The sequence below is a fragment of the Ensifer sp. LC384 genome (assembly GCF_001695865.1).
Lineage (GTDB): Bacteria > Pseudomonadota > Alphaproteobacteria > Rhizobiales > Rhizobiaceae > Ensifer.
Genome location: NZ_MBST01000018.1, coordinates 43,421 through 66,195, shown reverse-complemented (window position 1 = coordinate 66,195; position 22,775 = coordinate 43,421). Strand labels below are relative to the sequence as shown.

Annotated in this window: 44 protein-coding genes; 3 read left to right on the top strand and 41 right to left on the bottom strand. The window is 57.8% G+C overall.

Annotation, left to right across the window (positions count from 1 at the left end):
* Nucleotides 1-4: 4 nt before the first annotated feature.
* Genes BC363_RS15545 through BC363_RS15535 form a run of 3 tightly spaced genes read right to left on the bottom strand, consistent with a single transcriptional unit; the run spans nt 5 to nt 1,811 of the window.
* Complete coding sequence (locus tag BC363_RS15545) at nt 5-577, bottom strand: hypothetical protein (protein WP_065784039.1); 573 nt, start codon at nt 575-577, stop codon at nt 5-7.
* A complete protein-coding gene (locus tag BC363_RS15540; protein ID WP_065784040.1) occupies nt 574-1,032 on the bottom strand; it encodes a hypothetical protein in 459 nt (152 codons plus the stop codon). Before BC363_RS15540 ends, BC363_RS15545 begins: the two co-directional genes overlap by 4 nt.
* A 32-nt stretch (nt 1,033-1,064) precedes the next feature.
* Nucleotides 1,065-1,811, bottom strand: a complete 747-nt coding sequence (locus BC363_RS15535) for a hypothetical protein (RefSeq protein WP_065784041.1) — start codon at nt 1,809-1,811, stop codon at nt 1,065-1,067.
* Nucleotides 1,812-2,342: 531 nt separating this feature from the next.
* On the opposite strand from BC363_RS15535, the gene BC363_RS15530 reads away from it, so the two are divergent.
* Nucleotides 2,343-2,912 (top strand): hypothetical protein, encoded by a 570-nt coding sequence (locus tag BC363_RS15530; protein WP_065784042.1) that lies wholly within the window; start codon nt 2,343-2,345, stop codon nt 2,910-2,912.
* A 730-nt stretch (nt 2,913-3,642) separates the two neighbouring features.
* Here BC363_RS15530 and BC363_RS35130 read toward each other — a convergent pair.
* The 12 genes from BC363_RS35130 to BC363_RS15470 form a co-directional block, all read right to left on the bottom strand.
* Entirely contained in the window at nt 3,643-3,819 is a 177-nt protein-coding gene (locus BC363_RS35130; RefSeq protein ID WP_161952466.1) for a hypothetical protein, read from the bottom strand.
* Between the two features lie 69 nt (nt 3,820-3,888).
* Nucleotides 3,889-4,233 carry a hypothetical protein gene (locus BC363_RS15520; RefSeq protein ID WP_065784044.1) on the bottom strand — a complete coding sequence of 115 codons (345 nt, stop codon included), beginning with the start codon at nt 4,231-4,233 and terminating at the stop codon, nt 3,889-3,891.
* Nucleotides 4,234-4,543: 310 nt separating this feature from the next.
* On the bottom strand, nt 4,544-5,239 hold the full coding sequence (locus tag BC363_RS15515; RefSeq protein ID WP_065784045.1) for a hypothetical protein: 696 nt from the start codon (nt 5,237-5,239) through the stop codon (nt 4,544-4,546).
* A 1,214-nt stretch (nt 5,240-6,453) separates the two neighbouring features.
* On the bottom strand, nt 6,454-6,678 hold the full coding sequence (locus BC363_RS15510; RefSeq protein ID WP_065784046.1) for a hypothetical protein: 225 nt from the start codon (nt 6,676-6,678) through the stop codon (nt 6,454-6,456).
* Nucleotides 6,665-6,895, bottom strand: a complete 231-nt coding sequence (locus BC363_RS15505) for a hypothetical protein (protein WP_065784047.1) — start codon at nt 6,893-6,895, stop codon at nt 6,665-6,667. The genes BC363_RS15510 and BC363_RS15505 overlap by 14 nt, the downstream gene beginning before the upstream one ends.
* A 65-nt stretch (nt 6,896-6,960) precedes the next feature.
* Entirely contained in the window at nt 6,961-7,191 is a 231-nt protein-coding gene (locus BC363_RS15500) for a hypothetical protein (RefSeq protein WP_065784048.1), read from the bottom strand.
* Nucleotides 7,192-7,465: 274 nt separating this feature from the next.
* Nucleotides 7,466-7,681: a hypothetical protein gene (locus tag BC363_RS15495; RefSeq protein WP_065784049.1), complete on the bottom strand. Its 216-nt coding sequence runs from the start codon at nt 7,679-7,681 to the stop codon at nt 7,466-7,468.
* Nucleotides 7,678-8,019 carry a hypothetical protein gene (locus tag BC363_RS15490; RefSeq protein WP_065784050.1) on the bottom strand — a complete coding sequence of 114 codons (342 nt, stop codon included), beginning with the start codon at nt 8,017-8,019 and terminating at the stop codon, nt 7,678-7,680. Before BC363_RS15490 ends, BC363_RS15495 begins: the two co-directional genes overlap by 4 nt.
* Nucleotides 8,016-8,363 (bottom strand): hypothetical protein, encoded by a 348-nt coding sequence (locus tag BC363_RS15485; protein ID WP_065784051.1) that lies wholly within the window; start codon nt 8,361-8,363, stop codon nt 8,016-8,018. The genes BC363_RS15490 and BC363_RS15485 overlap by 4 nt, the downstream gene beginning before the upstream one ends.
* A gap of 83 nt (nt 8,364-8,446) precedes the next feature.
* Nucleotides 8,447-8,743: a hypothetical protein gene (locus BC363_RS15480; protein ID WP_065784052.1), complete on the bottom strand. Its 297-nt coding sequence runs from the start codon at nt 8,741-8,743 to the stop codon at nt 8,447-8,449.
* A 112-nt stretch (nt 8,744-8,855) separates the two neighbouring features.
* Nucleotides 8,856-9,293 carry a hypothetical protein gene (locus tag BC363_RS15475; protein ID WP_065784053.1) on the bottom strand — a complete coding sequence of 146 codons (438 nt, stop codon included), beginning with the start codon at nt 9,291-9,293 and terminating at the stop codon, nt 8,856-8,858.
* 369 nt (nt 9,294-9,662) lie between these two features.
* Complete coding sequence (locus BC363_RS15470; protein ID WP_065784054.1) at nt 9,663-9,944, bottom strand: hypothetical protein; 282 nt, start codon at nt 9,942-9,944, stop codon at nt 9,663-9,665.
* A 502-nt stretch (nt 9,945-10,446) separates the two neighbouring features.
* Here BC363_RS15470 and BC363_RS15465 point away from each other — a divergent pair.
* Nucleotides 10,447-10,707 (top strand): hypothetical protein, encoded by a 261-nt coding sequence (locus BC363_RS15465; RefSeq protein ID WP_065784055.1) that lies wholly within the window; start codon nt 10,447-10,449, stop codon nt 10,705-10,707.
* Nucleotides 10,708-10,828: 121 nt separating this feature from the next.
* On the opposite strand, the gene BC363_RS15460 is transcribed toward BC363_RS15465, so the two are convergent.
* From BC363_RS15460 to BC363_RS15340, 25 genes are all read right to left on the bottom strand, one after another.
* Nucleotides 10,829-11,017: a hypothetical protein gene (locus tag BC363_RS15460; protein WP_065784056.1), complete on the bottom strand. Its 189-nt coding sequence runs from the start codon at nt 11,015-11,017 to the stop codon at nt 10,829-10,831.
* A 9-nt stretch (nt 11,018-11,026) separates the two neighbouring features.
* Complete coding sequence (locus tag BC363_RS15455; RefSeq protein WP_065784057.1) at nt 11,027-11,497, bottom strand: hypothetical protein; 471 nt, start codon at nt 11,495-11,497, stop codon at nt 11,027-11,029.
* Entirely contained in the window at nt 11,497-11,742 is a 246-nt protein-coding gene (locus tag BC363_RS15450) for a hypothetical protein (protein WP_065784058.1), read from the bottom strand. The genes BC363_RS15455 and BC363_RS15450 overlap by 1 nt, the downstream gene beginning before the upstream one ends.
* Nucleotides 11,742-11,936: a hypothetical protein gene (locus BC363_RS15445; RefSeq protein WP_065784059.1), complete on the bottom strand. Its 195-nt coding sequence runs from the start codon at nt 11,934-11,936 to the stop codon at nt 11,742-11,744. Before BC363_RS15445 ends, BC363_RS15450 begins: the two co-directional genes overlap by 1 nt.
* A 180-nt stretch (nt 11,937-12,116) precedes the next feature.
* The gene (locus BC363_RS15440; protein WP_065784060.1) at nt 12,117-12,410 is read right to left on the bottom strand and encodes a hypothetical protein; all 294 of its coding nucleotides are present in this window, start codon (nt 12,408-12,410) and stop codon (nt 12,117-12,119) included.
* A complete protein-coding gene (locus BC363_RS15435) occupies nt 12,407-12,805 on the bottom strand; it encodes a hypothetical protein (protein WP_065784061.1) in 399 nt (132 codons plus the stop codon). The genes BC363_RS15440 and BC363_RS15435 overlap by 4 nt, the downstream gene beginning before the upstream one ends.
* Nucleotides 12,802-13,272, bottom strand: coding sequence for a hypothetical protein (locus BC363_RS15430; RefSeq protein ID WP_065784062.1), 471 nt, complete (start codon nt 13,270-13,272; stop codon nt 12,802-12,804). The genes BC363_RS15435 and BC363_RS15430 overlap by 4 nt, the downstream gene beginning before the upstream one ends.
* Complete coding sequence (locus tag BC363_RS15425; RefSeq protein WP_065784063.1) at nt 13,269-13,466, bottom strand: hypothetical protein; 198 nt, start codon at nt 13,464-13,466, stop codon at nt 13,269-13,271. Before BC363_RS15425 ends, BC363_RS15430 begins: the two co-directional genes overlap by 4 nt.
* On the bottom strand, nt 13,463-13,753 hold the full coding sequence (locus BC363_RS15420; RefSeq protein WP_065784064.1) for a hypothetical protein: 291 nt from the start codon (nt 13,751-13,753) through the stop codon (nt 13,463-13,465). Before BC363_RS15420 ends, BC363_RS15425 begins: the two co-directional genes overlap by 4 nt.
* Nucleotides 13,754-14,069: 316 nt before the next feature.
* Nucleotides 14,070-14,582, bottom strand: coding sequence for a hypothetical protein (locus BC363_RS15415; RefSeq protein ID WP_065784065.1), 513 nt, complete (start codon nt 14,580-14,582; stop codon nt 14,070-14,072).
* Nucleotides 14,579-14,974, bottom strand: a complete 396-nt coding sequence (locus BC363_RS15410; protein ID WP_065784066.1) for a hypothetical protein — start codon at nt 14,972-14,974, stop codon at nt 14,579-14,581. Before BC363_RS15410 ends, BC363_RS15415 begins: the two co-directional genes overlap by 4 nt.
* Entirely contained in the window at nt 14,971-15,402 is a 432-nt protein-coding gene (locus tag BC363_RS15405) for a hypothetical protein (protein WP_065784067.1), read from the bottom strand. Before BC363_RS15405 ends, BC363_RS15410 begins: the two co-directional genes overlap by 4 nt.
* Complete coding sequence (locus BC363_RS15400) at nt 15,399-15,896, bottom strand: hypothetical protein (RefSeq protein ID WP_065793308.1); 498 nt, start codon at nt 15,894-15,896, stop codon at nt 15,399-15,401. The genes BC363_RS15405 and BC363_RS15400 overlap by 4 nt, the downstream gene beginning before the upstream one ends.
* Complete coding sequence (locus BC363_RS15395; RefSeq protein WP_065784069.1) at nt 15,896-16,282, bottom strand: hypothetical protein; 387 nt, start codon at nt 16,280-16,282, stop codon at nt 15,896-15,898. The genes BC363_RS15400 and BC363_RS15395 overlap by 1 nt, the downstream gene beginning before the upstream one ends.
* Nucleotides 16,282-16,419 carry a hypothetical protein gene (locus BC363_RS35125; RefSeq protein WP_161952465.1) on the bottom strand — a complete coding sequence of 46 codons (138 nt, stop codon included), beginning with the start codon at nt 16,417-16,419 and terminating at the stop codon, nt 16,282-16,284. The genes BC363_RS15395 and BC363_RS35125 overlap by 1 nt, the downstream gene beginning before the upstream one ends.
* Nucleotides 16,419-16,628 carry an ALF repeat-containing protein gene (locus BC363_RS15390; RefSeq protein WP_065784070.1) on the bottom strand — a complete coding sequence of 70 codons (210 nt, stop codon included), beginning with the start codon at nt 16,626-16,628 and terminating at the stop codon, nt 16,419-16,421. The genes BC363_RS35125 and BC363_RS15390 overlap by 1 nt, the downstream gene beginning before the upstream one ends.
* Nucleotides 16,629-16,695: 67 nt before the next feature.
* Nucleotides 16,696-16,947 carry a hypothetical protein gene (locus tag BC363_RS15385; protein WP_065784071.1) on the bottom strand — a complete coding sequence of 84 codons (252 nt, stop codon included), beginning with the start codon at nt 16,945-16,947 and terminating at the stop codon, nt 16,696-16,698.
* Nucleotides 16,948-17,032: 85 nt separating this feature from the next.
* The gene (locus tag BC363_RS15380) at nt 17,033-17,341 is read right to left on the bottom strand and encodes a hypothetical protein (RefSeq protein ID WP_065784072.1); all 309 of its coding nucleotides are present in this window, start codon (nt 17,339-17,341) and stop codon (nt 17,033-17,035) included.
* A complete protein-coding gene (locus BC363_RS15375) occupies nt 17,341-17,781 on the bottom strand; it encodes a DUF3768 domain-containing protein (protein ID WP_244519884.1) in 441 nt (146 codons plus the stop codon). Before BC363_RS15375 ends, BC363_RS15380 begins: the two co-directional genes overlap by 1 nt.
* A 193-nt stretch (nt 17,782-17,974) precedes the next feature.
* Nucleotides 17,975-18,178, bottom strand: coding sequence for a hypothetical protein (locus BC363_RS15365; protein ID WP_065784074.1), 204 nt, complete (start codon nt 18,176-18,178; stop codon nt 17,975-17,977).
* Nucleotides 18,168-18,719, bottom strand: a complete 552-nt coding sequence (locus tag BC363_RS15360; RefSeq protein WP_065784075.1) for an HD domain-containing protein — start codon at nt 18,717-18,719, stop codon at nt 18,168-18,170. Before BC363_RS15360 ends, BC363_RS15365 begins: the two co-directional genes overlap by 11 nt.
* Before the next feature lie 73 nt (nt 18,720-18,792).
* Entirely contained in the window at nt 18,793-19,287 is a 495-nt protein-coding gene (locus tag BC363_RS15355; RefSeq protein ID WP_065784076.1) for a hypothetical protein, read from the bottom strand.
* Nucleotides 19,288-19,394: 107 nt separating this feature from the next.
* A complete protein-coding gene (locus BC363_RS15350) occupies nt 19,395-19,640 on the bottom strand; it encodes a hypothetical protein (protein ID WP_065784077.1) in 246 nt (81 codons plus the stop codon).
* Nucleotides 19,621-20,034 carry a hypothetical protein gene (locus BC363_RS15345; protein WP_065784078.1) on the bottom strand — a complete coding sequence of 138 codons (414 nt, stop codon included), beginning with the start codon at nt 20,032-20,034 and terminating at the stop codon, nt 19,621-19,623. The genes BC363_RS15350 and BC363_RS15345 overlap by 20 nt, the downstream gene beginning before the upstream one ends.
* Nucleotides 20,024-20,347, bottom strand: a complete 324-nt coding sequence (locus BC363_RS15340; protein WP_141690550.1) for a hypothetical protein — start codon at nt 20,345-20,347, stop codon at nt 20,024-20,026. Before BC363_RS15340 ends, BC363_RS15345 begins: the two co-directional genes overlap by 11 nt.
* A gap of 263 nt (nt 20,348-20,610) precedes the next feature.
* Here BC363_RS15340 and BC363_RS15335 point away from each other — a divergent pair, with 263 nt between their 5' ends.
* Nucleotides 20,611-20,859, top strand: coding sequence for a hypothetical protein (locus BC363_RS15335; protein ID WP_065784080.1), 249 nt, complete (start codon nt 20,611-20,613; stop codon nt 20,857-20,859).
* Nucleotides 20,860-21,304: 445 nt separating this feature from the next.
* Here the strand turns inward: BC363_RS15335 and BC363_RS15325 are convergent, their stop codons facing one another.
* Entirely contained in the window at nt 21,305-22,774 is a 1,470-nt protein-coding gene (locus tag BC363_RS15325) for an RtcB family protein (RefSeq protein ID WP_202618572.1), read from the bottom strand.
* Between the last annotated feature and the right edge of the window lies 1 nt (nt 22,775).

Sequence of the window (22,775 nt, the reverse complement as noted above, 5' to 3'; positions counted from 1 at the left end):
ATCCTCAGACGGTTTCGGGAGCGCGCGGCTCGTTCGGGGCGGGCTCGTTGGTCATGACAGCGCTCGTGGAGAAGCCCGAAGGGTCGAACGCGGGAGAAGCGTGCTCGCCATCCATCGCGTCGCCGTCGGCCACAGCTTGCTCGTGGAGCGCAAGCGCGGCGACCGGCCCGCCACACCAGACGTCGAGCTCAATCGCCACCTCGACCGCCTGGATGATCGTTGCGCCCATCTTGATTGCGCCGAGGGCATACTTGCGACCAGAACCGATCGTGAAGGTCTCGCCAACGAGCGGCCCAGCCGGTGTGTAGCCATCGTCGTAGAGATAGACCGATCCATCCGCCTTGACCTGGATCGCCGAGAAGGATGGATCGCTGGGCATGAGATCATCACGCGATGCGCCAGAGTTCAGCCATTCGACGAAAGCCTCCGGCGTGCCGATCTGGTTCGACACGATGCCGACCAGAGAGCCGTCATTCAGACGATGGATCTTCATCTTGTTGCCGGCCGGGTGCGAATTGCCGCTATAGGCGCGCGTGTCAGCGGCCATCTGACCGCGGTGATAGACGACGACGCTCATGCTGCGTCCTCCGGCAGAGCGATGCGCTTGGGATGCATAATGGCTCGGTTGAGGCGATAGAAAGCATCCTCGACGTGCCGACGGGCGATCTGCACCGAGGCCTGGTCGATCTCCTGGCTGTCGCGGTTACGAACGTGCTCATCGACGCGACGCAGAACCCGCTCTTCGAGGATCTTGTTCTCGTTGACCATCTCAACCTTCCAGGCGTCGACCTCCGGCTCATAGCCGGCGACGGGCAGCCCTTGGATCCTGTGCGCGACAAGCTTGGACGGATCGATGGTGAGAGTAGTCGTGCCGGCGCCGTCGGTTAGCGCCGTCCAGTGGGTCTCGGGCAGGGGAGCGACGCCCGGCAGGATGGAACCTGCCGGAATCTTCTCCGCCTTGAGCTCGCCGATCGCGCCGGCCAGTGGTATGCCTTCCAGGGGAAGGCCGTAGGGATAGGTCTTGTTTGACATTTAGCGATACCTTGCTTTAGCGATTTCGCGACTTAACGAACCATGAAGACGAGATGCGTCGGCACGAAGCCGGCAGTCGGGCTCACGTCTTCGCGGGCAGCTTCACAGACGCCGCAATCGCAGTCAGCGGCTTCACCCTTGGCAGCGCTGTCATCAGCAGTAGCAACGGCCTCTTCGACCGGGCACAACTCGACGTCATCGTCCTCGGCGATCTCTGCTACGGTAAAGCCGCGCCAGGAGGGGTTGATACCGACGAACTGGTCGTCTGCGTTGATGACAGCGAGATTGCCGTCTTCCTCGATCACGCCCAGAGCGCCCTCGATGATGAACTCGTCACCGTCGGCGAAGGTGATGACCACGTCGGCAGGCTCGTCGAAGTAGTCAATGGCGTCAGCCAGAGCCTCGATCCGCTCCACTTCAGCCTCATCAGCTTCCTGTGCGGCAACCTGACGACCAGCCTCGAAGGCGGTGTCGATGGCAACGGAGATCTTGGCGTCGTGTTCGACAGTCGAGATGACGTTCGGCTCGAAATGGCTGATGCTGATCAGTTCGCCCCGTCCACGAGCAGGAGCGTCGCACGGCAGATAGACCTCATGCAGACGGTAGAGGAGCTCGGTGCCACCTTGGTCGCGCAACGCGTAGGGCTGACCGATCGAGATCGCGAGCGGTCCTGCTGCAAGCGCGAACTCAGCCTGAAGCGGCGCGGTGATGAAACGCACGCGCTCGTCAGAGCCGCGTGCGTAAAGAACTTCGCCGCGCTCGGGGAAATTGATCTGCATGAACTTGGATCCTTGGATTTGTTGGAATGCCAGCACACTATCCGGCTCGGCACAGTCAGTCAATATTGATTTACCGTTGGGATGGGTAGTTTTGAGCAAGGGAATCCGGGCTGCGGGGCAGGGGAGAGGGGGCGCCGGGAACGGGAACTACCCAGGTCAACTTGTCCGTCCCGGTGAGGCACGAGGAGAGGTAGTCCAGGCCGGGAATTGCTCGGGCAGCAGTGGGCATCATGTTCGCACTACGTCAAATTTTCTAAGACTTCGCTTCTCTCAATCGAAACACGCTCACAGTCGCTCACAGATCGACGAGGGATCGATCGCATGACATGCGCGCTTAAGTGACAGCGCAAACGCGTCTATGCGTGTCAGTGACGCTCTACGTGCTGCTATGAGCAAATCAGCAATGACTTATGCATTGCTCAAAAATAATTCGCGATTTAGCGATTTAGCTATTGTCAGACGTTTCGAACTAGTGTTTAGTGATCATGTCAACAACGACAACGAAACAACTAAACGAAAGTGAGACACGTTATGACTGAAGTAGTAATCAACGCTTACGCTCTTTCTCTCTCTGCACGCTACGACGCAGAACTGAAGAACGAGAAGTCTACTAACTCGTTAAACTTCATTGCTAAGTGCGCTCTTGTTGTCAAGCAAGACGCAGTTGCTGAAATGCTGAAGAAATGTGAAGTAAAGACAGACTTCGCGCAAGACAGTGTTCAAGCTAACAGCGCGTTTTGCATGAAAGCACTTGAGAATTGCGCTCATATTCTCGAATTTGCAGTCGATCGACGCAACGTCGACAAGCTGAAGTCAAACGTTGAAGAAACGTTGCGCACGCTCGTTAATTTCAAGAAAGCGAACGAACAATTCAGCGCAAGCGACATTGAAATCGCGCTCGACAAGAATATTAAAGTCGCGAAAGAGCGTCAACACTTGTATTTTCGTCGCAAAGACGTCTTCTCATCTGCAAAGCGTCACGCATCTATGAATATGCGTGCTCTTGTTGCACTCAATCTTTTGAAGTCTGTTTCAAAAGACAAGTATACTGTCAACGATAACGAGATCATGCAGAAAATCGAAGCGCGTTTGACTGCGTAATACAGTCAATCAACATTGATTTAGCTAGCGCGTATCTTGCGCGCTAGCAGTATCAACAGACGAGAGTTTAAGACGATGCTTATTTTCATTCTTCGCATGTATGCAGCACTCACAAATTCGCGCGACGCTAATCGCTCACTGCAGCGCGCTTTGCGTGAGCGTCAGACTAAGCGCATGCGCTCGAAGCGCGTCAGAGACGAACGTCGTCGATTTGTAGCACGTTACAAGTGAAAGCTAGAGACATGAGCAAGAGTTACTCGACTATGCGCGTATCACTCACACAGCGCGAAATGCGTGACAGACAGAAACGACGCGAAGCGAAGCGCGTATTAGAGAGTGCTCATTTTGAGCTGCTAGATCGTCGCTTCGATTATCAGCAAAGCGACATATTCGAAATGCTGAATATGCGTCAGAACGAAAGCTATAGCGAATAGAAGAAATCGCTAAATCGCTAATATGAGCGCGCTAGAGATAGCGCGCTTTTGCGTGTCTGCTAATGCAGTGCGCACTGTGTAAGCGTGCACTAATGTAGTGCGACGTGATGTAGCAGATGCTAACAGGCGAACGTCAGGAGGCGCGCTGAGGGACTCGCCGGAGGATGGCACTATATGGCGTCATTCGCCTCGGTTCCTAAAATTGTAGACGAGGGGCGCCGAGGGGCGCCATGGATCGCAAGCGCACACGAAAAAGCCGGCGCACGACGCGCCGGCTCGTTCGAGATCCTCCTTTGCTAGCTGGTCTTGATCATGATGCAGAGCGCGATGACGGCGCAGACGAAGACGATCATCGCAATGAAGGCGCACGTGTCTTTGGCGAGCGCTAGCGTCTGCTGCGCCAGGTGTGACTGCCGCGGCGTCATCTCTTTGATGCGAATGACGGTCGTCGGCGCCGGAATGATGGTGTGCATGTTGAACTCGCTTCGTTCGTTGTTGACGCTTTCGAGTTTAGCGATTTAGCGAAATCGCGCAATCTGGCGCTATCTGGCATTGTAAGTCTGCTGATCCAGGAAGTCCGCGGCGCCGAACTCTTGCGCCATGCAGCACTCCATCCAATCGACGCCTTTGCACAGCGAGATCCAGAGGAAGGCTTTGTTTGGACTGTCGACAGGCGTGATGCCGAGCAACTCCACGTAAGGAAGACCTCCGTGACTGACTTGCGCCACCTTCTCCATGACAACGCTCTGTCCGCGGATCAGTGCCTCGAGCGCGGCGAGATCCGTCACGTGCTCACCATCTTCAGTGCACGCCTCAAATGCGCGCCAGCGAGCTGCCTCTTCCTCGAGCGTGATCTTTGTGGCGTCTGCGTAGGCTATGATCGTCATGTGCGTCTCTCGCTGTTTCGATAAATAGCAATTTAGCGATTTCGCTACGGCGATCAATAGGAATTGACTGGCATGCACACCGGCCTGGCGAAGCGTGGACCCGCCATGGCCTGAAGGAGGACGGACCGGTCCATGGATTTGCCATGGTGCGGACAGGAACGCCATGGTTTCACGGTCGCCCGGTCCCTTGGACCCCACCGGTTCCCCAACCTTCACCTGCACTCGCCTTGGTTCCCCATGGACAGCCCACACCCAAATGAAAGAGCGGAGCCTAAACTCCGCCCTCTCGCCTTACCTGGTGCGCTGCTCCTCAGACAGCCTGCAGCAGCTCCTTGAAGGCTTTCGCCTGGTTGGTGTTGGCAAAGACGTAGGTCGCAGCACGCTTCGTGCCGGTGTTCTTCACCAGGCCGAGCGCCATCAGTGCATTGAGCGTGGATGATGCCTGCGTGCCGGCAGTGGACTTGTCGACGTTGTGGCGCCGCAAGAGCTTTGCATCCGGGTTCTGGCTGCGGATCTTGTCGGACGCGGCACACATCGCCATCTCGCCGGTGAATGTCTTGCCGTTCTCCTCGAAGATCAGCATGGACTTCGCAATGGCGACGTTGTGCGCGTTGGAGAGCTTCTGCTGTCCGGCGAGCGCCCGGACGAAGTCGATCACCTTGTCGATGGCGTAGATGTTGAAGCGATCGCCGTCCGTCTCCTTGCCCTGGCGCGTGTTGATGAACATCTCGGAGATCTTGAGCTCCATCAGCACTTTCGCCATGCTCGGCAGCGCCAGTTTGCCACGGTAGCTGTTGAGCTTCTTCACCTTCGGCATGTCGGCCGAGCCGCTTGCCTTGCGGCTGATCTCGAACTGGACGCGCTCATCGAAGGCGGCACCGATCTTCAGAGCAAAGACTTTCGCCTCGTCGTCGCCGTGTGCCTTGAGTGCGTCCGTGAATATGTAGGCGGCCTCGTTCGTGTTGGACTGCTTGCCGGCCGGTGCGTTGGTGGACTGCTTCGCCATTGTCTGTCTCCTGTTGACGTTGATCGGAAAGTCGTTCGCTTTCGATGAACAGACAGTCTCACGTCTTCAGTAGGCAGAGAATCTGGATAGGGCAGGCGAAGGTCGGCACGCTTCAAGCCGGAGAGATCACAATTCTGACACGTTCCGTGCCGTCTCCCTTCTATGTATAGATACTACTGTAATAGAGAATATAAACTAAGAAGGGAGACGGACCGGATTGCTCACTCTCCGGCGTGAAGACTCCTCTCGCCATGGTCGACGGCTCCCGGCTAGCCACGGCGCACCCATGGTCTTCCGCGGCTCTCCATGGATCTCCTCCGGCCTGGCACGGTTTCTCCATGGCTCGGCCGCTCGATCGGTATTGGTTCACGGTTTCCGTCTTATGGAGCGGACGCGCCTGGTTCCTGGATTTTCGAGGACAAAAAGAAAGGCGAGTCGTCATGACCCGCCTTAGAGAAGGACCGCTGTCGCTGGCGATCACGCTGCATGTAACCAACAGAACGACGGACGATCGCCTGCTACGCGTGTGATTTGCGTAAAATTGAAGATAACGCTGAGTTGTTGGGGTTGAAGACGGCTGAGCGCGGCTCATGCTGGCGTGGTGAGGAAGGGTAGGGCGGTGTAGGATTGTAAGAGGAGTAGAAGGCATGGCGCGGCACACCCACCCACTCGCTACGATTCCTATCTTCTCTACGATCTACACACTCCACACGCATCTGCGCTCTCTACTACTCACCTACACACCGGTGCTGTCTCTCACATACACCATGATCTGCTCTATAGGCTCATGCGTGCTCTCTAGGTGTGCTGTCTCTCTAGTGAGCCGTGGTGTGTCTGCTTTCTGTCTTTCGCGCGTTGTCTGGCCGAGTGTTGCGCTCTGTGCGTTGGTCTAGCGTGTAGCGTTGACGAGATTGCTTGCTGAGTGTGTTGGGTGAGTTGTTGCGTCTCTCTGATCGCTTACGCTTCTGGAGCGAGTCTGTGCGCTTCTCTGAGCGTTTTGGTGTTCGCTGGAGATGAGCTGCGATTTGGTTGACAGAGGGAAAATTTTAATTTGGGAGGGCGTTTGTCAACCTGGCGTAAACTTACGTCAACGGAAGACGCCTAAATGAGATGCTCACTAGACAAATATGGCTGTTTTCGTGTCAACCGCTGTCAACCAGGTATGAGGAGGCCGGTGTGTTGATGGACCGGCCTCGTAGAGAGTGGACCGTGCCTTACAGCAGATCCGGATCGAGGATCTCGAGAGCGTTGTCCTTCTCTGTGAGTAGCTCGCCTATCCGGTCCGTGTAGTATTCGATGAGGCTGGACATTTCCGGAGAGGGTGCGCCGTCACGAGCGAGGAGCTGGTCACGGCTATAGACGATGCGATGGATCTCGGCGTCGATCCGGATGATCCTTGCGGCGACTTCGGGTGGAAGCTGGTAATTAGTGACGAGCATGGCTGGTCTGCTCTAGCGTGAGCGTGGTGAGGCGGCTCTCTTCCTCTATGGCGAGATGTGCGTAGGCGAGCTCCTGGAGAGCGGCTGCTGCCTCTTGCCTGGTCCAGCCGTATTGCTCGGCGAGGTGTAGCGCCTGGTTGAAGGTGGACTGGAGCGCTTGCTGGCAGTCGAGGTCACGATCGGCATAGGGTGTGAGTTGCTTTGGTTGACGGATCATGGCTGTTCCCCTTGCGTTCATGGATACGTGAGACCTAGCGCATAGGTGGAATCTTGTCGAGCGCGCTACTCGGTGACTGGGTGGGGCAGGGTGCTCATGAAGCGTTTTGCCTCGACCTCGGCGTTCGGATGCTGGGCGATCTGGGTGATCTCCTCGACCTCGACCTTGAACACCTGGTCGGCGATCCGGATGAACATGGATCCGTTGCTGCTCAGGCCGACTTCGCCTTTGTTCAGTGCGCCGTTCTTGATCAGGGATTTGGCGAGGTATTTGTAGAGCTCATTGCGGCTGGTCATGGTTTGCTCGCTGGTTGGTTGACGAGCGGAGCCTAGCCGGGCGGTGTGGGCTTGTCGAGCGATCAGCCATGGCGTGTTGCTGCCACAGGAAAAGGCGGGTAGATGCCGCCCTACTTCTACCGAGGCGCCATTGCAGTGACGCTCCGGAAGTTCCTGTGGCAGATCAACAAGGTGGAATGCGGATCCTTGTCTCTGGCCTGCGGGTGTTGTTTCACGCTGCCACGACCGCCCGCTGCGCGGCAGGAGAGGGTGGTAAGGCCTCTCCTGTAGGTGATTAGCCCATGCAGCCGGTCGGCGGTGTGAAGCCGGCGTAGTCGTCTGCCTCCTCGATGTCGAGTGTGACGTCCTTGACGATACCCGCGGCGTTGCGCACGGCCAGGGTAATGGTCTTGCGCTCATGCGTGCTCATGATTGCCTTGTAGGCTTCGAGCGCGGCGTGCTTGTCGTCGTCAGCCTTGACGTTGGTGGTGATGGATACCTGGTAGGTCAATTCTCTTCTCCTGGGATTTTGATACCTTGAGCGCGGAGCTCGGCGTCGATCTCCTTGTTGCGCGCCTCGGCGTCGAAGGGACCGTATTTCAGATGATCGGCTCTGTCCGGCAGCTCTTTGAGCCAGACACTGTCGTTGTCCATGTCGTAACCGGCAAGGCTTAGACCGCCCTGCCAGTAGCGCTTGATCTTACCGTCGCGATCCAGCTTAAACTGGTCGGTCTCGTGGTTGTAGATGGCGAACCATTCAGCGCAGTAGGTCGGATCCGGATGCTTAACCACCCAGCAGGCATGACCAGGGCGGTCATACACCGAGGGCACTCTGATAACGTGGGTCATGCATTCTCCTTGAACAGATGCTTGAAGCGGTCGTAGTCCAGGATGATCTGCAAGGGCTCGCCATAGAGCGGTCTTACCGTTTTGCGCCGCAGCTTCTTCCACAACCGCTTGGAGCGGTGTCTGCTAGGCGCCGGCTGATCGTAGATCGTGCCAATGACCGGCAAGGCATTGTGCGCGGAGCGGCGCTTGACCTGGGTGATGGTGAGAACCGGCGCCTCGTGATGTTGTGCCAAGCTAATCATGAGGTTCGCCGTGTCTTCGTGTCGCTTCGTCCAGAAGATGCCTTCATCGTCCAGCTCGCGTGGCAACAAACGGACCTTCAAGCCCTCGGCAGTTTCGTTCATGCATCGACCTCGTCGTGCTCTCATGTTTCGATGATCTCTTATCGCACGACCGTTCGCGGATAGAAATCTGGATGCGCGCGGCGTTACTTGGTGAGATCGATAAGCGGCAGATCGCCAATAAACAGATCCTTGGCATCGGTCAGGTCTGCCGGCACGCACAGGATCATCACCGCGGATGCCTTGAGCTCCTCGGCATTTGCCTCGAGCATCTCTTTGCATTTCGCCATGGGCAGAACGTTGTTGGTGATGACGACGCGATTAAGGTCGCCTTCTTCCTTGGCGATGGTGATCGGCCGGGCCGGCGTGTCATCTGTGATCTCTGTCGCCATGGCTGGCGCGCTGGAGAGGATCAGGAGTGCGGTTGCAATGATGTGCTTCATAATTGGCCTCGGTTGCTGTTGAGAAGCAAATAGAGGCCGTGTGTAGGGCGTGCAAGCGGATATCCATGGGATCGGCCGGCCAGAAAGGCGCCGATGAGCGCCTGACTGCCTTTTAGTGCTGCGTTGCTGCGAGCGCCAGGAGTTTGCGCAGGATCGCCGCAGGCTCAATCCAGAAGTCGTCCGGCAGCTTGCCTGCGCATTGCTCGCGCCATGCCGTCCAGTCGAGCGCGTCGTCGCCGTGTGCGTGCTTTTCGCAGCTCATGTCGAGCTGCAAGCCTTCCTGCCGCGCCGAGAAGTTCATGCCGACGTTGCCGAGCCTGAAGGAAAACCAGATCAGTTCGCCATCTTCCTCGTCGCCGTCGTAGACGTTTATGTCCATGTCACCGAGCTTTGCCATCTGGTCAAAGCCGCAGGTGCGCGTGTTCTTCATTGCGTGAACGAGCGCGTCGTTCAGCGTCTGCGGCAGCATGGTGCGAATGTGAAAGTATTCCGAGCCTGCGTAGACGCACTCGTTGTGAATGGAGATCTTGAGTTCGCTCTGCTGTATCATCGTGTCGCTCTCTCGCTTGCGTTTCGATGATTTGTTTTCGCACGACAGAACGAGGATTGCGGCAGGCAGCGCGCGGTATTGAAAACCAAGGGGCGCCGGGCTATGTTAACCGGAGTGACAGGTGGAGCGCGAACCCCACCTGCCGCTTTACTGCTTAGCTAAAGAATTGAACCCGCACGGTCGCTTGCCAGCTCGTGCGGGTTTTCCTTAACGTCAGCGTGATGCTAAATGGTAGAAACCACATAGATCACCTCCGTAATCGAGGGCGAGGCACTCGCCTGTGTCGGTGTGGCCCATCCTCACCGACGCGCCGGCTGGCTCGACGCACGCTGCTTTCGCCCTCGAATCTCTGCGTTATATCAGGCTGCGTCAGTATTTGATCGGAAAAACACGTCCGTCGACCAGAACGGACGTCGGCTTGTAGCCGGTAGAGACCGGAGTAACCGGGTCATCCGTCAACGAATAGGTGAAGCGGCTGACAGGTTCATCCACGACGAACGACTGGTGGCTCATAAGCACATCGATCACCTCGGCCGCATCGGACGCGCCGAGGGCGTTGAGCAGGTCCATCACCGTCATGACGGCATCACAGCTAGCGTCGTCCGCGTATTCGACTTTGATATTCTGCGCGATAAGTTCGGAAAAGGTCATTTTGATCTCCGAGTGTTCATTGATCTCGCTCCGGTTTCAGACCGTCTCCGACTACTGACGGTTCTTAGGCTGACGTGGGAGCGGATCGTGAGCACTCAAGCAAATTCCTCGACAATGATCTCCGGACGGCCGGCACGAGGCCTACTACAAAGGCGGGCCGGATAATCAAGGCATGAGGGTTGAGCTGTTTTCACCCAGGCTAACCGAAATGGTGGGGCGACTTTCGGACTCAGCAGCCGGGAGGTAGGGCTCTTTTGCGCTGCCCATCTCCTATTGTAGCGGTCTGCCTACCGTATGAGCGTGACGGCGCTATCTTCGTCGCCGGGCTATTTGTAGTCGAGGTAGCCACCCTCTGATCTAATGCCAAGTCATTTGCAGTGCGCCTCATTCATGTCGTTTCGCTCTCGTTTGCTGTTGATGATTGTTTATCGCACGTTCGATTGCGGATTGCGGTAGGCAGCGCACGGTTGACTCTGGCAGGGCAGGTGAACAAAATGAGAACATGAAGCACCGCCGAGGAATTGACCTGATCACCTACGAGCTGCCGCACCAGGCGCTGCCGACCTTCGATTCCTTGGCCGAATATGTCGAACTGGGCGGCAGGTGTTCGAAGTGTGAGCGTGAAGGGTGGGTCGATCGCTGGGAGCTTCAGCGACGCTACGGCGCCAGGAGCTATATCTCGCAGCTCCGGCCACTGCTGCGCTGTCGCAAGTGCGGCAACAAAGGCTCAAACCAGTGGATCATGCGGCGAGCGCCACGTTAACAAACCATTGATAACCATGGTTAATGTGTCGTAAACGGAAGTGGGCGGAATCTTAACTTCCGTCAGCCGGACGGTCGGTTTCGCAGACCCTTCACTATCGATAACTTTCAAGTATCGATAGTTAAGCTGAGATGACGCCAACCATCGCCTTCGCTACCGCTTCGCGAAGGGTTTCACCCTTGAACGGTCCGGCAATAGGGTGATCATCGTGGCACACCGTGCATTCGTAGCCATCCACCACGTAGAGAAATTCGACGGTGCGATGCAGCGTTGTGTTCGCCTCAATCCAGTCAATCATCTGCTGTTCCATGTTGTCTCCTTAGAATCTTCCGTAGTTGGGATGGTCAAAGCGGGATCGGAGCTCCTGGGTAAGCTCTATGATCGTGGTTTCACCGCGGCGAACAGCTTCTCTGATCTCGTTCAGGCGCCGATTGGCGAGCATGATGAAGCCGAAGCGCTCGAGGATCGCCCACTGCGGCATACCGGCAGCCCAAATCCAGATCGCGACTTCGCCCGTCTCTTTGCGCGACATGACGTAGATATCGCCGTTGGTCGACATACCCTCGTGCCATTGCCAATCTGCAGGCCAGGCAGGCGTCAATTCGTGTTTCTCGACTGGATTGTCGGCAGCCTGGACGATTGCGGACCACTCCTCGGGTGTCGGTGCTACGCCGGTCAAGCGTTCGTTCTCTGTGCGCCACGGCATGATTGGCCGCGGATTGATCGAGAAGTCAGCCAGACCGTTGCGGGCGAGATCCTCGTCTGTCACCTGATCGAGTGGCTTGCTCATCAGGTCGAACCGATCTTGGGGTAGGTTTTCCGCGCCACTTTCTTGGTGATCTCGACCAAGAGTTTCATCTGGCGCTCGACCTCGACGAGGCGCTCATGCATTTCGAGGAAGAACCGTCGCCGTTCGTCCTCATGCACGGGCACCTCTTTGCCGCAGTTGGCGCAGCTCTGAAATCCCTGGATATGCTCCTCCGCGTCGGGGAAGGAGGTGCCCTGGCCGCACCCGCAATATCGCCAAACGCCCATCAGCGATCCGCCCGCATCAGGTCAAACACATGCTTGGCGTCGTAGTCCGACGGCTCCAGGCGAAGCTCCCTGCCGGCCTGATCGATAAAGTGGTTAAGGCTCGACCCCATGCCCACGTCGGGGTTGGAGTCGTCATAGCGCTTTAGCGCCAGGGCGAGCCGGAAGACAGCGAGGTTGTTGTCGACCTGTTTCATTTCTTGAGATGCTCCATGATCACAGCGTCCTCGATGAGAAGGCGCCTGGCAAAGTCGGTGGGATCGGCCGGCGAGGGTTGGTCGCAGTCGCAGGGTAGGGAGATAGGTTCTCCCCACGGATGAGTGCCGCCTGAGTCACGCAGGCCGGTTCCCTCGCAGGATGGGCAATTCGGGTCGTATTTACTCACTGGGAAGATCGCCCGTCTCAGCGAACAAGGTGAGCGCCGGCAACAGCGCCTTCACCTGATCCTGGGTCAGATGCATTCGACTCGAGATTACCGAACCATGCGGCACCGGGACGTCCTTCCAACCCTCACCAGGAACGCAGACCTGCACCTTCGGATTGTCGATCCCGAACCAGATCGCAGCCTCGGTAGCGAGGGATGATGCCTGAAGACTGCACTCCTCGCCGTAGCGATCGGTAAAGGTGGCGACGGCAAAGCCGCGCTGGGTGGTTTCGAATTTCAGGTTCATGCGAGTTTGATCTCCTCTTCTATCGCCGGCCGCACGGCCTCGTGGTAGAACTCCATGTCGTCGTCAGTCATCCAGCCGTCACCGCGGCTGTAGTGACCGGTCATACCGACGATCACGAACCAGCCTTCGCCAGGCGGATCGATGATCTGCTGAATGGTGTAGTCGAGACCGGCGCCATAGCAGCGCTCGTATTCCGCGGCACCGGTCACGCCCTCCTTGCCCGAAATGACCGTGGTCGACTCGATGCTGAAGTTGGTCCACTTATCCGTGGGACCAGCCGGGTCGTGCATCACGACCTCGATCAGGACGTTCTCGGGCGACGTGAAGTCGAAGATCTTCATATCCTCGGTATCAGCGTCATCAGTGATAGGAATGAGCTCAAGCTTCACCCTCATTCGACTTCCTCCTCGATCGGCGTGAGCTGGTCGAAGGTCCATTCTTGTCCATCATCGCACTGGAACATCGGCTTGCCTTCTGCTCCGCGGTTCGTGAGCTGACCGTCCCAATAGCACTTGGTTTCGCCAGCAAAGTCCGGCGTTCCGTCGGCCGCGATACCGTTGATGAGGGCGCAGGCCGGCACGGTCTCGGCAGTGCCGATGATCATCGCGCCAGTCGGAGCTCGGTAGCGCCGGATCGGATTGTCATTCTCGGCGAGGAAATTATTGAGCGCGTCCTCGACCTCGGTCTTGGTCGTCATCTCCATGATCTTGACGGCGTGCTGCCAAGCCTTCTGCGAGCGCGGGTCTTCCGCCTTCCAGAACTTGTGATCCTCGGGCACCTGGTAGCCAGTGCCAATCACCTCGGCCAGCAGATGCCGCGCCAGGTCGTTCGTCTCCATGACGATCTGCTCGTCAGTTCTCATGCCAACCCCGCGATCAGTTCGCCATTCAAATCAATCGCAGCTTTGACGCCATCGACATAGACGACGTAATCGTCGCCAGAGTGATATCCGCCATACCAGGACAAGATCGGAGCGACGCCATCCTTCGAGACATCGAACGCGACCTCTTTAGGCGTGGCGTCTTCGTTGATAAATCGCAGTTTAACCGTGCTCATGCAGCTTTTCCTTCTTCCATCCAGATGTTCACCGGGTCGTTAACCGTGTAGTCGGCCATCTGCTCTTCCGGATCTTGTCCAGCCTCGTTGATGATCAGCACCCAGCCCCAGCGCTTACCCTCGGCATCGAGGACAATTAGGTTCATGACGTCGCACGCCTCGAGCGCTTCCTTGGCCTCTTTCTGGCTCGGCCCCTTGTAGTCGGCGTCATCTTGATCGTCGTAGTAGCAGACGAACGTGCAGCCGATGGATGCGCAGTGCTTTAACAGTGCCGAGAGCGTCTTCATGTGCTTTCCTTTCGTTGACTATGATCAATCATAGCAAGCGAAATCGCGGTTTACGGTAGGCAGTAAGCGGTTGTTTTCACTGCAGAAATAGATAGTCAGAACCGCCCGAAGTTGGGGTGGTCGTGGTATTCTGGAAGGGGAGGCCAGGGCTCGCCGTTCTCCAGGGCGTCACGCATGGCGCGCACAGCGGGAGCACCTCCTGATCGGTAAGCCTCGTATTCTTCCTCATCGAGGGAGGTGCAGAACGAGCACGGCGGATGACCGGTTGGGCATGTGCAGCCTTCGTCGAGGAGATCGCGAAATACGTCCTCATCCATTAGAACCGCCCGAAGTTCGGGTGAGCGGCGTATTCGTTGATCGGCGCCGGGATCGGAATGTCGTCCTTCACCTCGAGCGCAAACCTGGAGCGAGCGAAAACCTCTTTAACTGCGCTCAATTTGCCTTGGTCGACGATCCGCCAATGGATCTCTTCGCCCTCCTTGGATGCGGTCGAGGTGAAAGCGCGTGGATCGATCGAGCGCGTGCGCTCTTTCCAAAGCGTGTAGGAGATCTCCATAGGCCCGGTGAAACCGTCGATCTCCTCCCACCGATCGTGAGGGTATGCCTTATCGAAGGTATCAAGGTTGACGCCGAACTGATCCAGCGCAGTGAGGCGATCGAACTTCGTTCTCATGTCGTCAAGATCGCCTGAGTCGTAGAACTCCCAGTCACCCTCGACATATTTGCTGATACTGCCTTGGCTCGAAAGCACACGGCTTGCAAACAGCGCATACAGGCCCTTGTGGATCAGGAGAGTAACAAGACCCACGTCGTATTCCGGCTCTCTCACAGTTTCATCTCCAGTTGACCGGTCACGCGGCGCCAGCAGTCAATGACCAGGCCAGCCTCGGATCGGTAATTCAGTTCGCGCAGCAGGTGATTTGAGAGCCGGAAGTTGACCTGCTCGAAATAGATCCACTCGAAGCGTCGGTCGGCGATCTCCGGCACCTCGTCCAGATGGCGCAGTAGCTCGGTCAGATAGCCGCGCCCGCGATGTTTCGCGCGCAGCTCTATGTTGTGAATGGTGAGAACGCCGGCGCGCACCTTGTGCTCTATGCGGCGATCGTGCGTGCGCCAGGTCAGCATCCAACGTGCGTTCCTTATGTCGCCGCGGGAGCCGCCCGAGGACAGCGCAGCGTGCAGATCGCAGAGCATGTCGATCGGAACCTGGCGCGCGATCATCGCGTCTCCTCCCAAACGGATGAGCAGATCGCGATGGATCGCCAATAATCAATTCGCTCGTCTTTGGACCAACGATCACCAAGGATGAAGGAGCTGATGAAATCGAGGTCGGTCCAGTAAGGATCGGCGATGCGAAATAGCAGCCTCACCGCGAGCGCGCGGGCGTGCCTACGATAGTCGTATGGCGTTGGCTGACAGTTGAAACCCATAGGGTGTGACTGTCCAGCCAACGGATTACGGTCGACCAGCCAGGCCATCACCTCGTCAACATTGCCGCTAGAGGGTTGCTTCCACGAGAGAATGTCCGCGTTGACCACATCCTGCACGCGGTAGGCGTGCTTGAGGATCTGGGTCATGGTTTGGTCGTCTCGGTAGCGCCAGAGAACACCCTCGCGCTCCGGATCTTTGAAGATAATGGGCTCGCTCATTCGTATTGCTCGCGACAGAGCTCATCCATGCGCTCGTGCGTCAGGTTGGCATCGACAGCGATGTAGAGCGGCTTGCGCATGTCGCGGTTGGCGTGGTTGCCGGCGTGCGCGCAGGGCGGGCAGTAATAGGAAAAGGTGCCACGGTTGTAGTAGATGGCGCCGCGGCTGTTGCAGGCAGCGCGATTGCACTCGCCATTGAAGACACGACCCTTAAACTCCTGACCGTGGCTCTCGTAGCGCATCGGGTGCGAGGGCTGGATCTCGCCGATCGTGCAGCGCTCCTCGACCTCCCGGACGGTCATCTCCATTGGGAAAACAACCACGTCATCGCCGACAGCAAGCGCTCTTGTGCGCTGTTCGGGCGTAAGTCCATCCAAGAAGCCGATGAGCGGCCGCGCCTCGCTGCGTCGGCTAATCGTGGGGAATTTGGCGTCGAACTGCGCCTGCCGTTCGATCTTCTTTACCTTCCGCGTCAGTCTACCAAGCGCGCCCATCAGGCCTTCTCCTTCGTTTCCATCTCAGTGATCTTGTCGAGGATCACCTGGCGCGCCTCGTCGATGTCCGGCTCCTCGCAGAAGACGGTCTCGGTATGATCGAGCAGCCAGGACGTCAGACAGTCAGCCGCGGACTGAAGATCCTGCTGCTCGGTGCGCTTGCGCTGCAGGAACCCCTCGAAGTGATCGAGGAGCTGACGCCGGCCGACGTCGAGCATGGACCTCGACTGGTAGGAAGCGCGCAATTGCCGGATCGCGCCGGCGAGCTGATCGAGCTCGGCGTTGTGCTTGCGCACGATCTCTTCGGCGCTCTCCCCATCATTGGCGAGCAGAACATATCGATCGCCGGAATAGACGTGATCGTCGTGTTGGACGTGCCAATACATTAGAGTTTCCTTGAAATGATGCCACGGCGCTCGAGCGCACGTCGGGAGAGCCGCTGTGCGGCACCAACGATGGCGAGCCCCAGCGGAACGAGAATGGCTGCTGCGCTGCCCGCAGCTACGACAATGGCGATCTCCATCACCAATTACCCGGCTTTGTGTCGGAGCGGGTCAGGTTGCCCTTGAACCAGGCCTTGAACCATTCCCAGGCGTCATCGCTGCCATCGTCGACAGCGACCTGGGCGGCTTCCCGCATGGTGTAGCCGGCGTGTTCCCATTCGCCATCCGGGCGCTGTTTGTTCAGATCGATGACGATCGTGGTCTTGGGTATGCGTGCTGCTTTTGGCATTCGCTATCTCCTCAATCATTATTGATTGATTCACTGTCGCACAGTGAATCGTGGATTGCGGGTGGTTTTAGACGGCAACAGCGAGGCGGCGGTTGCTGGCCGCGCCGCGCGCCGCACGGCGAATCTGGCTGATCACGTTGAGCTCCTGCCGGCCGGGCAGCCCGGAACCGTCGCCTCGAACCCTCTTCGGCACGATACCCGCCATCGTCTCGTTGACGATGATGCGGATATGCTTGGAGCCCACCTCAAGGCGCCAGCAGTTGCCGATATCCTCGAGGGTCTTGCGGGTCTTCTTCGGTAGACAGTTCAACGCGTTCATGCATTCCTCTAAGCTGTTGTATCTATGCTGTTATCGCACGCGCTCATTCGGAAAGCGCTCGGGAGCGTTCGGGAGCGTTCGGTAGTCAGAACCGCCCGTAGTTGGGATGATCGGCGTATGGATTGGGCGGCGCTGCGACCGGTTTAGACTGGGCGTAAGTCTCCCAGGTTTCCTCGAAGGCCTGCAGAATGTCCTCATAAGGAGCATCCATGATCGGGCCTTCGATAGAAACACCGGTGATCCGATCGGTCACGCGCCAGAGGAACTCGCGACCGACGCATATTTCATCCCACTGGTCGTCAAGACTGCGAGGTAATTCGTATTCCTGAGTCTCAACCAGGAAGCCGAAGTAGCGGTCGCACTCTCGGGTCTCGAGCACCGCCTCCTGGAACATCAGTAGTCCTCGGCGTAGAAGATCGTCAGCACGCGCCGCGTGACCTTGGGATCGGCCGGATTCTCCGACCCGCTCTCCATATCGGGAGCGTAGTAGTCGATCTTCCACATGAACTTCTGATCGCCGATCGTGAAGGCGCCGAAGTCGTGCTCGCCATAGGGGTCATCCTTCGGATCGAAGGCCGCATAGGTGCACACTTGCTCCACGGCCGCGGCGATCTCGCTGTGATCAGCCTGTGCCAGACCACCGACGATGTGAATTTTGCCTTCAGCTTCGCCACGGCGCAGCTTGTCGTTCAGCGCCCGGACGTCGCCGGTCCATTCGTCGAGCTGAGCGACCACCCAGTCGTGATAGGAGAGCTCGAGCCCCTCCTTCTGGGCCTGCCACCAGGCATCGTGGGTGAAGCGCTCGTGCTGATTATTCGAGGTCCATCTTGTCACCGGTCAAATCTCCTCATCATTGACGCCGCTGCCATTGCCGAGCCGAGTGCTGCGGCCATAGAAGCGTGGTGGAGCGCATCGGTGCTACGCTGACGCGCAGCCCATTTGTCGCTCGAAAGCGCGCTGGCGACTCGCTGTGGCTGTTTCTCGCGCGCTTTCTTCTGGTTCGGGCGCTGTCGGTGCTGTTTCTTCTTCATGCTGCGGCCTCGACGTGCTGGCGCGCGAGTGCATCGACACCCTCGGTCTCGGAAATGGCCGTCGCGCGGTATTTCTTGCAGCCGCAGTCGAGCGACCGGTTCGGCTTCACCAGGCTGATGATGCCGAAAGAGGTAGCCGTAACATGACCGCACTCGTCGCAGCGCAGATAGGCGCGGACCTTCTTCAGATTAGGCTTCAAGGGCGAGCTCCTTCTTCTGCTGTTCGATCTGGTCCATCGTCAGCGACCACAGCACCGGGTCGCCGCGCTTCAAGACTGCCATCACGTCGTCCTTCTCCTTCAGGAAGAGCGGTGCGAAGCTCGGCGCGAGCTGTGCGACGTTCTTGGTATTGTCCTTGATGTCGGCGAGCTTGACGGTCTGGACGCGGGCCGGCGCCAAGGCCAGGCGCTCGATATTCATGGCGTGGCGTTCGCGGCGATTGCCGGCCTCACGCTCCACGTTGGTGAGATAGTAGAGACCCTCTTTGATCTCCTCGTCGAAATGGGCGCGGATCGTCTCGAGCCTGACGCCGGTGTCCTCGACCGTATCGTGCAGCCAAGCCATGCAGACCTGCTGCCAGGTGTGATCGGGCAGCGCCTGAATGATCTTGGCGACAGCACGCGGATGAACGATGTAGGACTCGCCGGAATAGTTGCGCGTCTGACCGACGGCTTCGTGCGCAGCAGTCGCGAAAGCCTCGGCTCGCGCGATCATTTCAGTGCCATAAGCAGAATAGCTCATGCTGATCTCCTCTTGATCAATCAATGTTTATTTATCGCATAAGACGTCAAGGATTGCGGTAGGAGCGTTGTGGTTAGAAGCGGCCGAAGTTCGGGTTGAGCTGGCGCATCTTCTCCTGCGCCTCGGCGATCGCCAGCTCATGCAGGTGCTCGGCGCGGGCTACTGCCAGGTTGAGGCCACTGACGGTCTCGAGCTTTCCGTTCTCGTCGCGGATCTCATACTGCGTGATCGTGCCGGCAGCCGGATTGGGATGGCGCGGGTCTCGTTTGGTCTTATCCAGGCGCCACACCTCGATGCGGCTGCCCGGCCACTGCGGGTTATCAAAAACGTGCTCTGGTCCAAGCGCCGGCTTTCTCGGCACAGGCGGGCTCCAGCCGAGGTCGTCGAGAAGAATCTGAATACTGTTTTCAGCCGAGACCCCTCTCAAAGTCGCGTTCGCGGTCGTTATCTGGGCGCTGCGGGACTTGCCGTGGCGCCTGGGCAGCGAGTAGTGCAGGTGGCCGAACTTGCTAATGTATGCGTCCACGGACGAAAGCATTTGTTTCTGGAAGTTGTTGAGGTCGGACATTTCGATCTCCGTTGTTGATTTGCTGTTAGCGTGCCGCGCGGCGATGATCAATCAATATTTATTGACTGTGCACGACAAAATGAAGCCCGGTCGATGCCGGGCTCATTTCATGCTGCTTGCGGTGTTTGTTGCGCGACCCACGTATTGAACGAGGCGTCATCCTCAGCGCCGGTGCTTTTGATCGCAGCACCGATGCCTCGCATGAGCGCACTGCGCTGATCCTCGGGGTAGTCGGTGAGCGTCTTGATCGGGCACTCCTCAGCGTCCGGGTTCAGAGCGAAGAATTGCCTGACCATCGCGGTCAAGAACGCCTGGCTCGCGAACTCGAGGCGTTTACGGCTGATCTTTTGCACGAATGCCGGCCCTTTGCAGAATGTAATTGACGCTCGCGCGGTTCCATTTGGCCGCGCGAACTGGGGTGAGACCGCTATTATCCAGCGCCCGCTTGATCTCAGCAAGCGAGGCCTCTGGATTTTCGAGCAGAACGCCCTCGATCACCGGTAGAATCTGCTCGTAGCGTTCGTCAGCCGCAGCCTTCGACGCCGCACCAGACGCCTTGGAAGCGGTCTGAATGCGTTCGGCGACGGTCATCTTGCGACGGACCAGGGTCTTGCCGGGACTGAGATCCTCGATCAGCTCTGGCCGCTTGCTCAGACAGATGGTCAAGCACTCGATGATCCGTTCCGGTGTGCGCTCCTCGATCGAGAGCTCGGCGAGATAGTCCTTGAGGCGCTTCCTATGCGGCATTGCTGTTCGCAGTCGGAATGGTAACTGCCCCCTCGTTGATCGCCACGGACAGGATGGTCTGCTGGAGCTCCGGCATGTTGGCAAGGATCGAAAGCGCCATGAGCGTCTGCCCATTCAAAAGTGACTGCTTGTCGCAGTCAGACAAGGAGCTATGCGGTTTTTGCAATGCAGCCGTGTCAATTCGTTGTTGGAACAATTCGATTTGTCCATCCTTGCGAATAATCAAGCCGCAGTCTCCATCGTTAATTCGAAAATTCGAGCTATCGGGGTTTTCCGAGATTGCGTCGTTAACGATTTTGAGCGCGTTTGTCATCATTTTAGGGGCTCCTCATATTTTCAACGCGGTTAATATTACGCGAATTGTTGTTTAGTCGCTAAGTCTAGATAGTCAGTTAGACATTGGGGTGCATAAGAAATTTCGTGGTTCGACTTGAACACAGATTCGCCATACGCTATTTGGCGTCAGCGCCCTTTGCGGCGTTAACAATCGGGTAACTCATTTAGTGGCTGCCTGATCAATCGCCGCTTTCGGGATCGGTTCCGGAAGCGAAATCCCCGGAAAAGGAAACGCCAACAATGAACCCGCGAGGCTTCGACGACATTCTGGAATCCCTCAACGCCGCACTCCGTGACCGTGCCGGCGACTTCCTTCGAAAAATGAATGTGCCGCTCGACCTGGCTGCCTACGACGCCCAATCTTCCTTTGATCTCAAGGACTCAGCTCGTGAAATGCTGTTTTTCGGCGCTGGTCTGTTTCCGGCAGACGGCGACGCGGCCTCGCCGGAAATCGATGACTGCCGCGTGCCGAGCCTAGTGGAAAACTAGGCTCCGCGCCCCGCTCGCCAGTTCTTCTTTAACTCCTCCATTCCCTTCCGAGCCAGGTCACCTACGAACCTCGGATGCTTCTCCCAAAAGCTCAGCTTTCGCTCGCATATGGTGAGCTCCTTCTCCGCCTGCCACTTCTCTGTTCGGGTGCCGTGGGTTGCAATAAACATAAGGAACAGCTTATTTTCGAAGTGGCGCAGGTAAGCCTTTGTTCCGTCCATACGGTCTATCGAAATGTTACTCGGACCACTGCGGACGCTCTCATCGTATATAATCGCCATGTTCGCTCTCTGATGTTGTATAACATCGCGAACATCGCATTTTAATACTTGACTGTCGGCTGGTTAACAGCGGGCATGTGAGCCAAGATGCTGGCTCGGAGACTAGCGGTTGCCCTATACCCGCCAAAAGGCGGCGCATGGGACGCGCCGCCTTGGTTTATCGTTTAAGCAGTCGCTGTTTCAGCAGCCTTCTTCGGCTTCTTAGGGTTGCGGTGCCACTTCATCTCTCCGGCCATGATGGAGCCACGCGGCATGACGCGATCAGCAATCTTAGCCAGGCCGAACTTCTCGATCTGCGCCTGCACCTGGTCGGCGTTCTTGTAGGCCGAGGGTAGCTCGGACGGATCGACGGACCCGGTGTAGAAGCGGACGTCGAGCCCCTTCGTCTCCTTACCCATCTGGATTGCCTTGTCGCGCGGGCTGAGGCCGCGGTCGTCGGCGCCATATTCAGCAGCCAGGCGCTTCATATGCGCTGTGCGCGACAGATTGCGGCCGGCACCGTGCGGGGCAAAGCCGAGGGCCGCTTCGTTGTTGACGTGCTCGGAGATCAGGATGGGTTGCGCCATGTTCAGCGGGATCAGCGTATAGCCCTGATCGTCGGCCGCGAACCCGTCAAAGGTCGGGGTTGCGCCTTTCGCGTGGTAGAACAGGCCATCATCACGCTTGAACACGAAATTGTGTTCGTTCCACATCTGATCGACAATCGCATTGCCGAGGTAGTGCGACAGCAGATGATGAATGGCGAAGTGGTTGAACTTTGTCCACAGGCGGATCACCTGCAGCGCTTCCCAGTAGGCAATGCCATCTTCACTGTTGGCGTCAATCCAGGCGTTGTGCAGTGGGACGCGCGGCGCGACGATGCGCGTGTGGCGCTCAGCAGCCTTCTTGCCGCGCTTGTAGAGCTGCGCGCCGAGGCCACGCGAACCGTGATGCGTGACAACAGCCATCTGACCGGAGCTCTCGACCTCGCCGACGTAGAGGAAGTGATTGCCGTCGCCCTGGGTCATGAAGTGTTCGATCGCCACGTCCTCGAGACCCTTCAGGAACGGATTGGCGCCAAACTTGGCGATGATCTGGCCGAGGATCGGCGTGAACGCCGAGGGAATCTCCTTGTCGTTCGGGCGAGCGCCTGGTCCGAAGTGCGTCGCCTTCATCGCAGCGCTGAGCACCTTGGCCGTATCGTCGTTGCGCTTGAAGACCGACATTGCGACCGAGCAGCAGATATCTGCGGAGTGGAAGCCCGGATGAATCGCGTCTCGGGTCGCCACAACGCCGCCTACAGGGATCGTGCCCATCTGGCTGCCGGAAGGGCAGGCGTCGGGCATAACAGCGCCGCGCTCGATCGTCGGCGTGCGCAGCAGCGCATCCATATGTGCGACGACGGACGCAACGTTCTGGATCTCGTCGGCGGTCTCCGGCTCGATGAAGCGCTCGAAAGGAATATTGTTCGTGCGCAGCGGGATGCCTTCAGTCACGCTCGGCATGACGCGCAGCGTGAAGAGGTGGTCGATGATCTGGCGATCGGTCTTGCCTTCCGCCTTCATCTCGTTGGCGAGCGGGATGGCGTTCTTGAACCAGGCGCCGGGCTCGAGGCCCCAGGTCTTAAGGGTCTTGCCGCTGATAGTCTCGGTCATG

What these genes read in the sequence shown, in the direction of transcription:
- BC363_RS15545 (WP_065784039.1), bottom strand. Translation starts at nt 577, where the DNA reads ATGAGCGTCGTCGTCTATCACCGCGGTCAGATGGCCGCTGACACGCGC.
- BC363_RS15540 (WP_065784040.1), bottom strand. Translation starts at nt 1,032, where the DNA reads ATGTCAAACAAGACCTATCCCTACGGCCTTCCCCTGGAAGGCATACCA.
- BC363_RS15535 (WP_065784041.1), bottom strand. Translation starts at nt 1,811, where the DNA reads ATGCAGATCAATTTCCCCGAGCGCGGCGAAGTTCTTTACGCACGCGGC.
- BC363_RS15530 (WP_065784042.1), top strand. Translation starts at nt 2,343, where the DNA reads ATGACTGAAGTAGTAATCAACGCTTACGCTCTTTCTCTCTCTGCACGC.
- BC363_RS35130 (WP_161952466.1), bottom strand. Translation starts at nt 3,819, where the DNA reads ATGCACACCATCATTCCGGCGCCGACGACCGTCATTCGCATCAAAGAG.
- BC363_RS15520 (WP_065784044.1), bottom strand. Translation starts at nt 4,233, where the DNA reads ATGACGATCATAGCCTACGCAGACGCCACAAAGATCACGCTCGAGGAA.
- BC363_RS15515 (WP_065784045.1), bottom strand. Translation starts at nt 5,239, where the DNA reads ATGGCGAAGCAGTCCACCAACGCACCGGCCGGCAAGCAGTCCAACACG.
- BC363_RS15510 (WP_065784046.1), bottom strand. Translation starts at nt 6,678, where the DNA reads ATGCTCGTCACTAATTACCAGCTTCCACCCGAAGTCGCCGCAAGGATC.
- BC363_RS15505 (WP_065784047.1), bottom strand. Translation starts at nt 6,895, where the DNA reads ATGATCCGTCAACCAAAGCAACTCACACCCTATGCCGATCGTGACCTC.
- BC363_RS15500 (WP_065784048.1), bottom strand. Translation starts at nt 7,191, where the DNA reads ATGACCAGCCGCAATGAGCTCTACAAATACCTCGCCAAATCCCTGATC.
- BC363_RS15490 (WP_065784050.1), bottom strand. Translation starts at nt 8,019, where the DNA reads ATGACCCACGTTATCAGAGTGCCCTCGGTGTATGACCGCCCTGGTCAT.
- BC363_RS15485 (WP_065784051.1), bottom strand. Translation starts at nt 8,363, where the DNA reads ATGAACGAAACTGCCGAGGGCTTGAAGGTCCGTTTGTTGCCACGCGAG.
- BC363_RS15480 (WP_065784052.1), bottom strand. Translation starts at nt 8,743, where the DNA reads ATGAAGCACATCATTGCAACCGCACTCCTGATCCTCTCCAGCGCGCCA.
- BC363_RS15475 (WP_065784053.1), bottom strand. Translation starts at nt 9,293, where the DNA reads ATGATACAGCAGAGCGAACTCAAGATCTCCATTCACAACGAGTGCGTC.
- BC363_RS15470 (WP_065784054.1), bottom strand. Translation starts at nt 9,944, where the DNA reads ATGACCTTTTCCGAACTTATCGCGCAGAATATCAAAGTCGAATACGCG.
- BC363_RS15465 (WP_065784055.1), top strand. Translation starts at nt 10,447, where the DNA reads ATGAAGCACCGCCGAGGAATTGACCTGATCACCTACGAGCTGCCGCAC.
- BC363_RS15460 (WP_065784056.1), bottom strand. Translation starts at nt 11,017, where the DNA reads ATGGAACAGCAGATGATTGACTGGATTGAGGCGAACACAACGCTGCAT.
- BC363_RS15455 (WP_065784057.1), bottom strand. Translation starts at nt 11,497, where the DNA reads ATGAGCAAGCCACTCGATCAGGTGACAGACGAGGATCTCGCCCGCAAC.
- BC363_RS15450 (WP_065784058.1), bottom strand. Translation starts at nt 11,742, where the DNA reads ATGGGCGTTTGGCGATATTGCGGGTGCGGCCAGGGCACCTCCTTCCCC.
- BC363_RS15445 (WP_065784059.1), bottom strand. Translation starts at nt 11,936, where the DNA reads ATGAAACAGGTCGACAACAACCTCGCTGTCTTCCGGCTCGCCCTGGCG.
- BC363_RS15440 (WP_065784060.1), bottom strand. Translation starts at nt 12,410, where the DNA reads ATGAACCTGAAATTCGAAACCACCCAGCGCGGCTTTGCCGTCGCCACC.
- BC363_RS15435 (WP_065784061.1), bottom strand. Translation starts at nt 12,805, where the DNA reads ATGAGGGTGAAGCTTGAGCTCATTCCTATCACTGATGACGCTGATACC.
- BC363_RS15430 (WP_065784062.1), bottom strand. Translation starts at nt 13,272, where the DNA reads ATGAGAACTGACGAGCAGATCGTCATGGAGACGAACGACCTGGCGCGG.
- BC363_RS15425 (WP_065784063.1), bottom strand. Translation starts at nt 13,466, where the DNA reads ATGAGCACGGTTAAACTGCGATTTATCAACGAAGACGCCACGCCTAAA.
- BC363_RS15420 (WP_065784064.1), bottom strand. Translation starts at nt 13,753, where the DNA reads ATGAAGACGCTCTCGGCACTGTTAAAGCACTGCGCATCCATCGGCTGC.
- BC363_RS15410 (WP_065784066.1), bottom strand. Translation starts at nt 14,974, where the DNA reads ATGATCGCGCGCCAGGTTCCGATCGACATGCTCTGCGATCTGCACGCT.
- BC363_RS15405 (WP_065784067.1), bottom strand. Translation starts at nt 15,402, where the DNA reads ATGAGCGAGCCCATTATCTTCAAAGATCCGGAGCGCGAGGGTGTTCTC.
- BC363_RS15400 (WP_065793308.1), bottom strand. Translation starts at nt 15,896, where the DNA reads ATGGGCGCGCTTGGTAGACTGACGCGGAAGGTAAAGAAGATCGAACGG.
- BC363_RS15395 (WP_065784069.1), bottom strand. Translation starts at nt 16,282, where the DNA reads ATGTATTGGCACGTCCAACACGACGATCACGTCTATTCCGGCGATCGA.
- BC363_RS35125 (WP_161952465.1), bottom strand. Translation starts at nt 16,419, where the DNA reads ATGGAGATCGCCATTGTCGTAGCTGCGGGCAGCGCAGCAGCCATTCTC.
- BC363_RS15390 (WP_065784070.1), bottom strand. Translation starts at nt 16,628, where the DNA reads ATGCCAAAAGCAGCACGCATACCCAAGACCACGATCGTCATCGATCTG.
- BC363_RS15385 (WP_065784071.1), bottom strand. Translation starts at nt 16,947, where the DNA reads ATGAACGCGTTGAACTGTCTACCGAAGAAGACCCGCAAGACCCTCGAG.
- BC363_RS15380 (WP_065784072.1), bottom strand. Translation starts at nt 17,341, where the DNA reads ATGTTCCAGGAGGCGGTGCTCGAGACCCGAGAGTGCGACCGCTACTTC.
- BC363_RS15360 (WP_065784075.1), bottom strand. Translation starts at nt 18,719, where the DNA reads ATGAGCTATTCTGCTTATGGCACTGAAATGATCGCGCGAGCCGAGGCT.
- BC363_RS15355 (WP_065784076.1), bottom strand. Translation starts at nt 19,287, where the DNA reads ATGTCCGACCTCAACAACTTCCAGAAACAAATGCTTTCGTCCGTGGAC.
- BC363_RS15345 (WP_065784078.1), bottom strand. Translation starts at nt 20,034, where the DNA reads ATGCCGCATAGGAAGCGCCTCAAGGACTATCTCGCCGAGCTCTCGATC.
- BC363_RS15340 (WP_141690550.1), bottom strand. Translation starts at nt 20,347, where the DNA reads ATGACAAACGCGCTCAAAATCGTTAACGACGCAATCTCGGAAAACCCC.
- BC363_RS15335 (WP_065784080.1), top strand. Translation starts at nt 20,611, where the DNA reads ATGAACCCGCGAGGCTTCGACGACATTCTGGAATCCCTCAACGCCGCA.
- BC363_RS15325 (WP_202618572.1), bottom strand. Translation starts at nt 22,774, where the DNA reads ATGACCGAGACTATCAGCGGCAAGACCCTTAAGACCTGGGGCCTCGAG.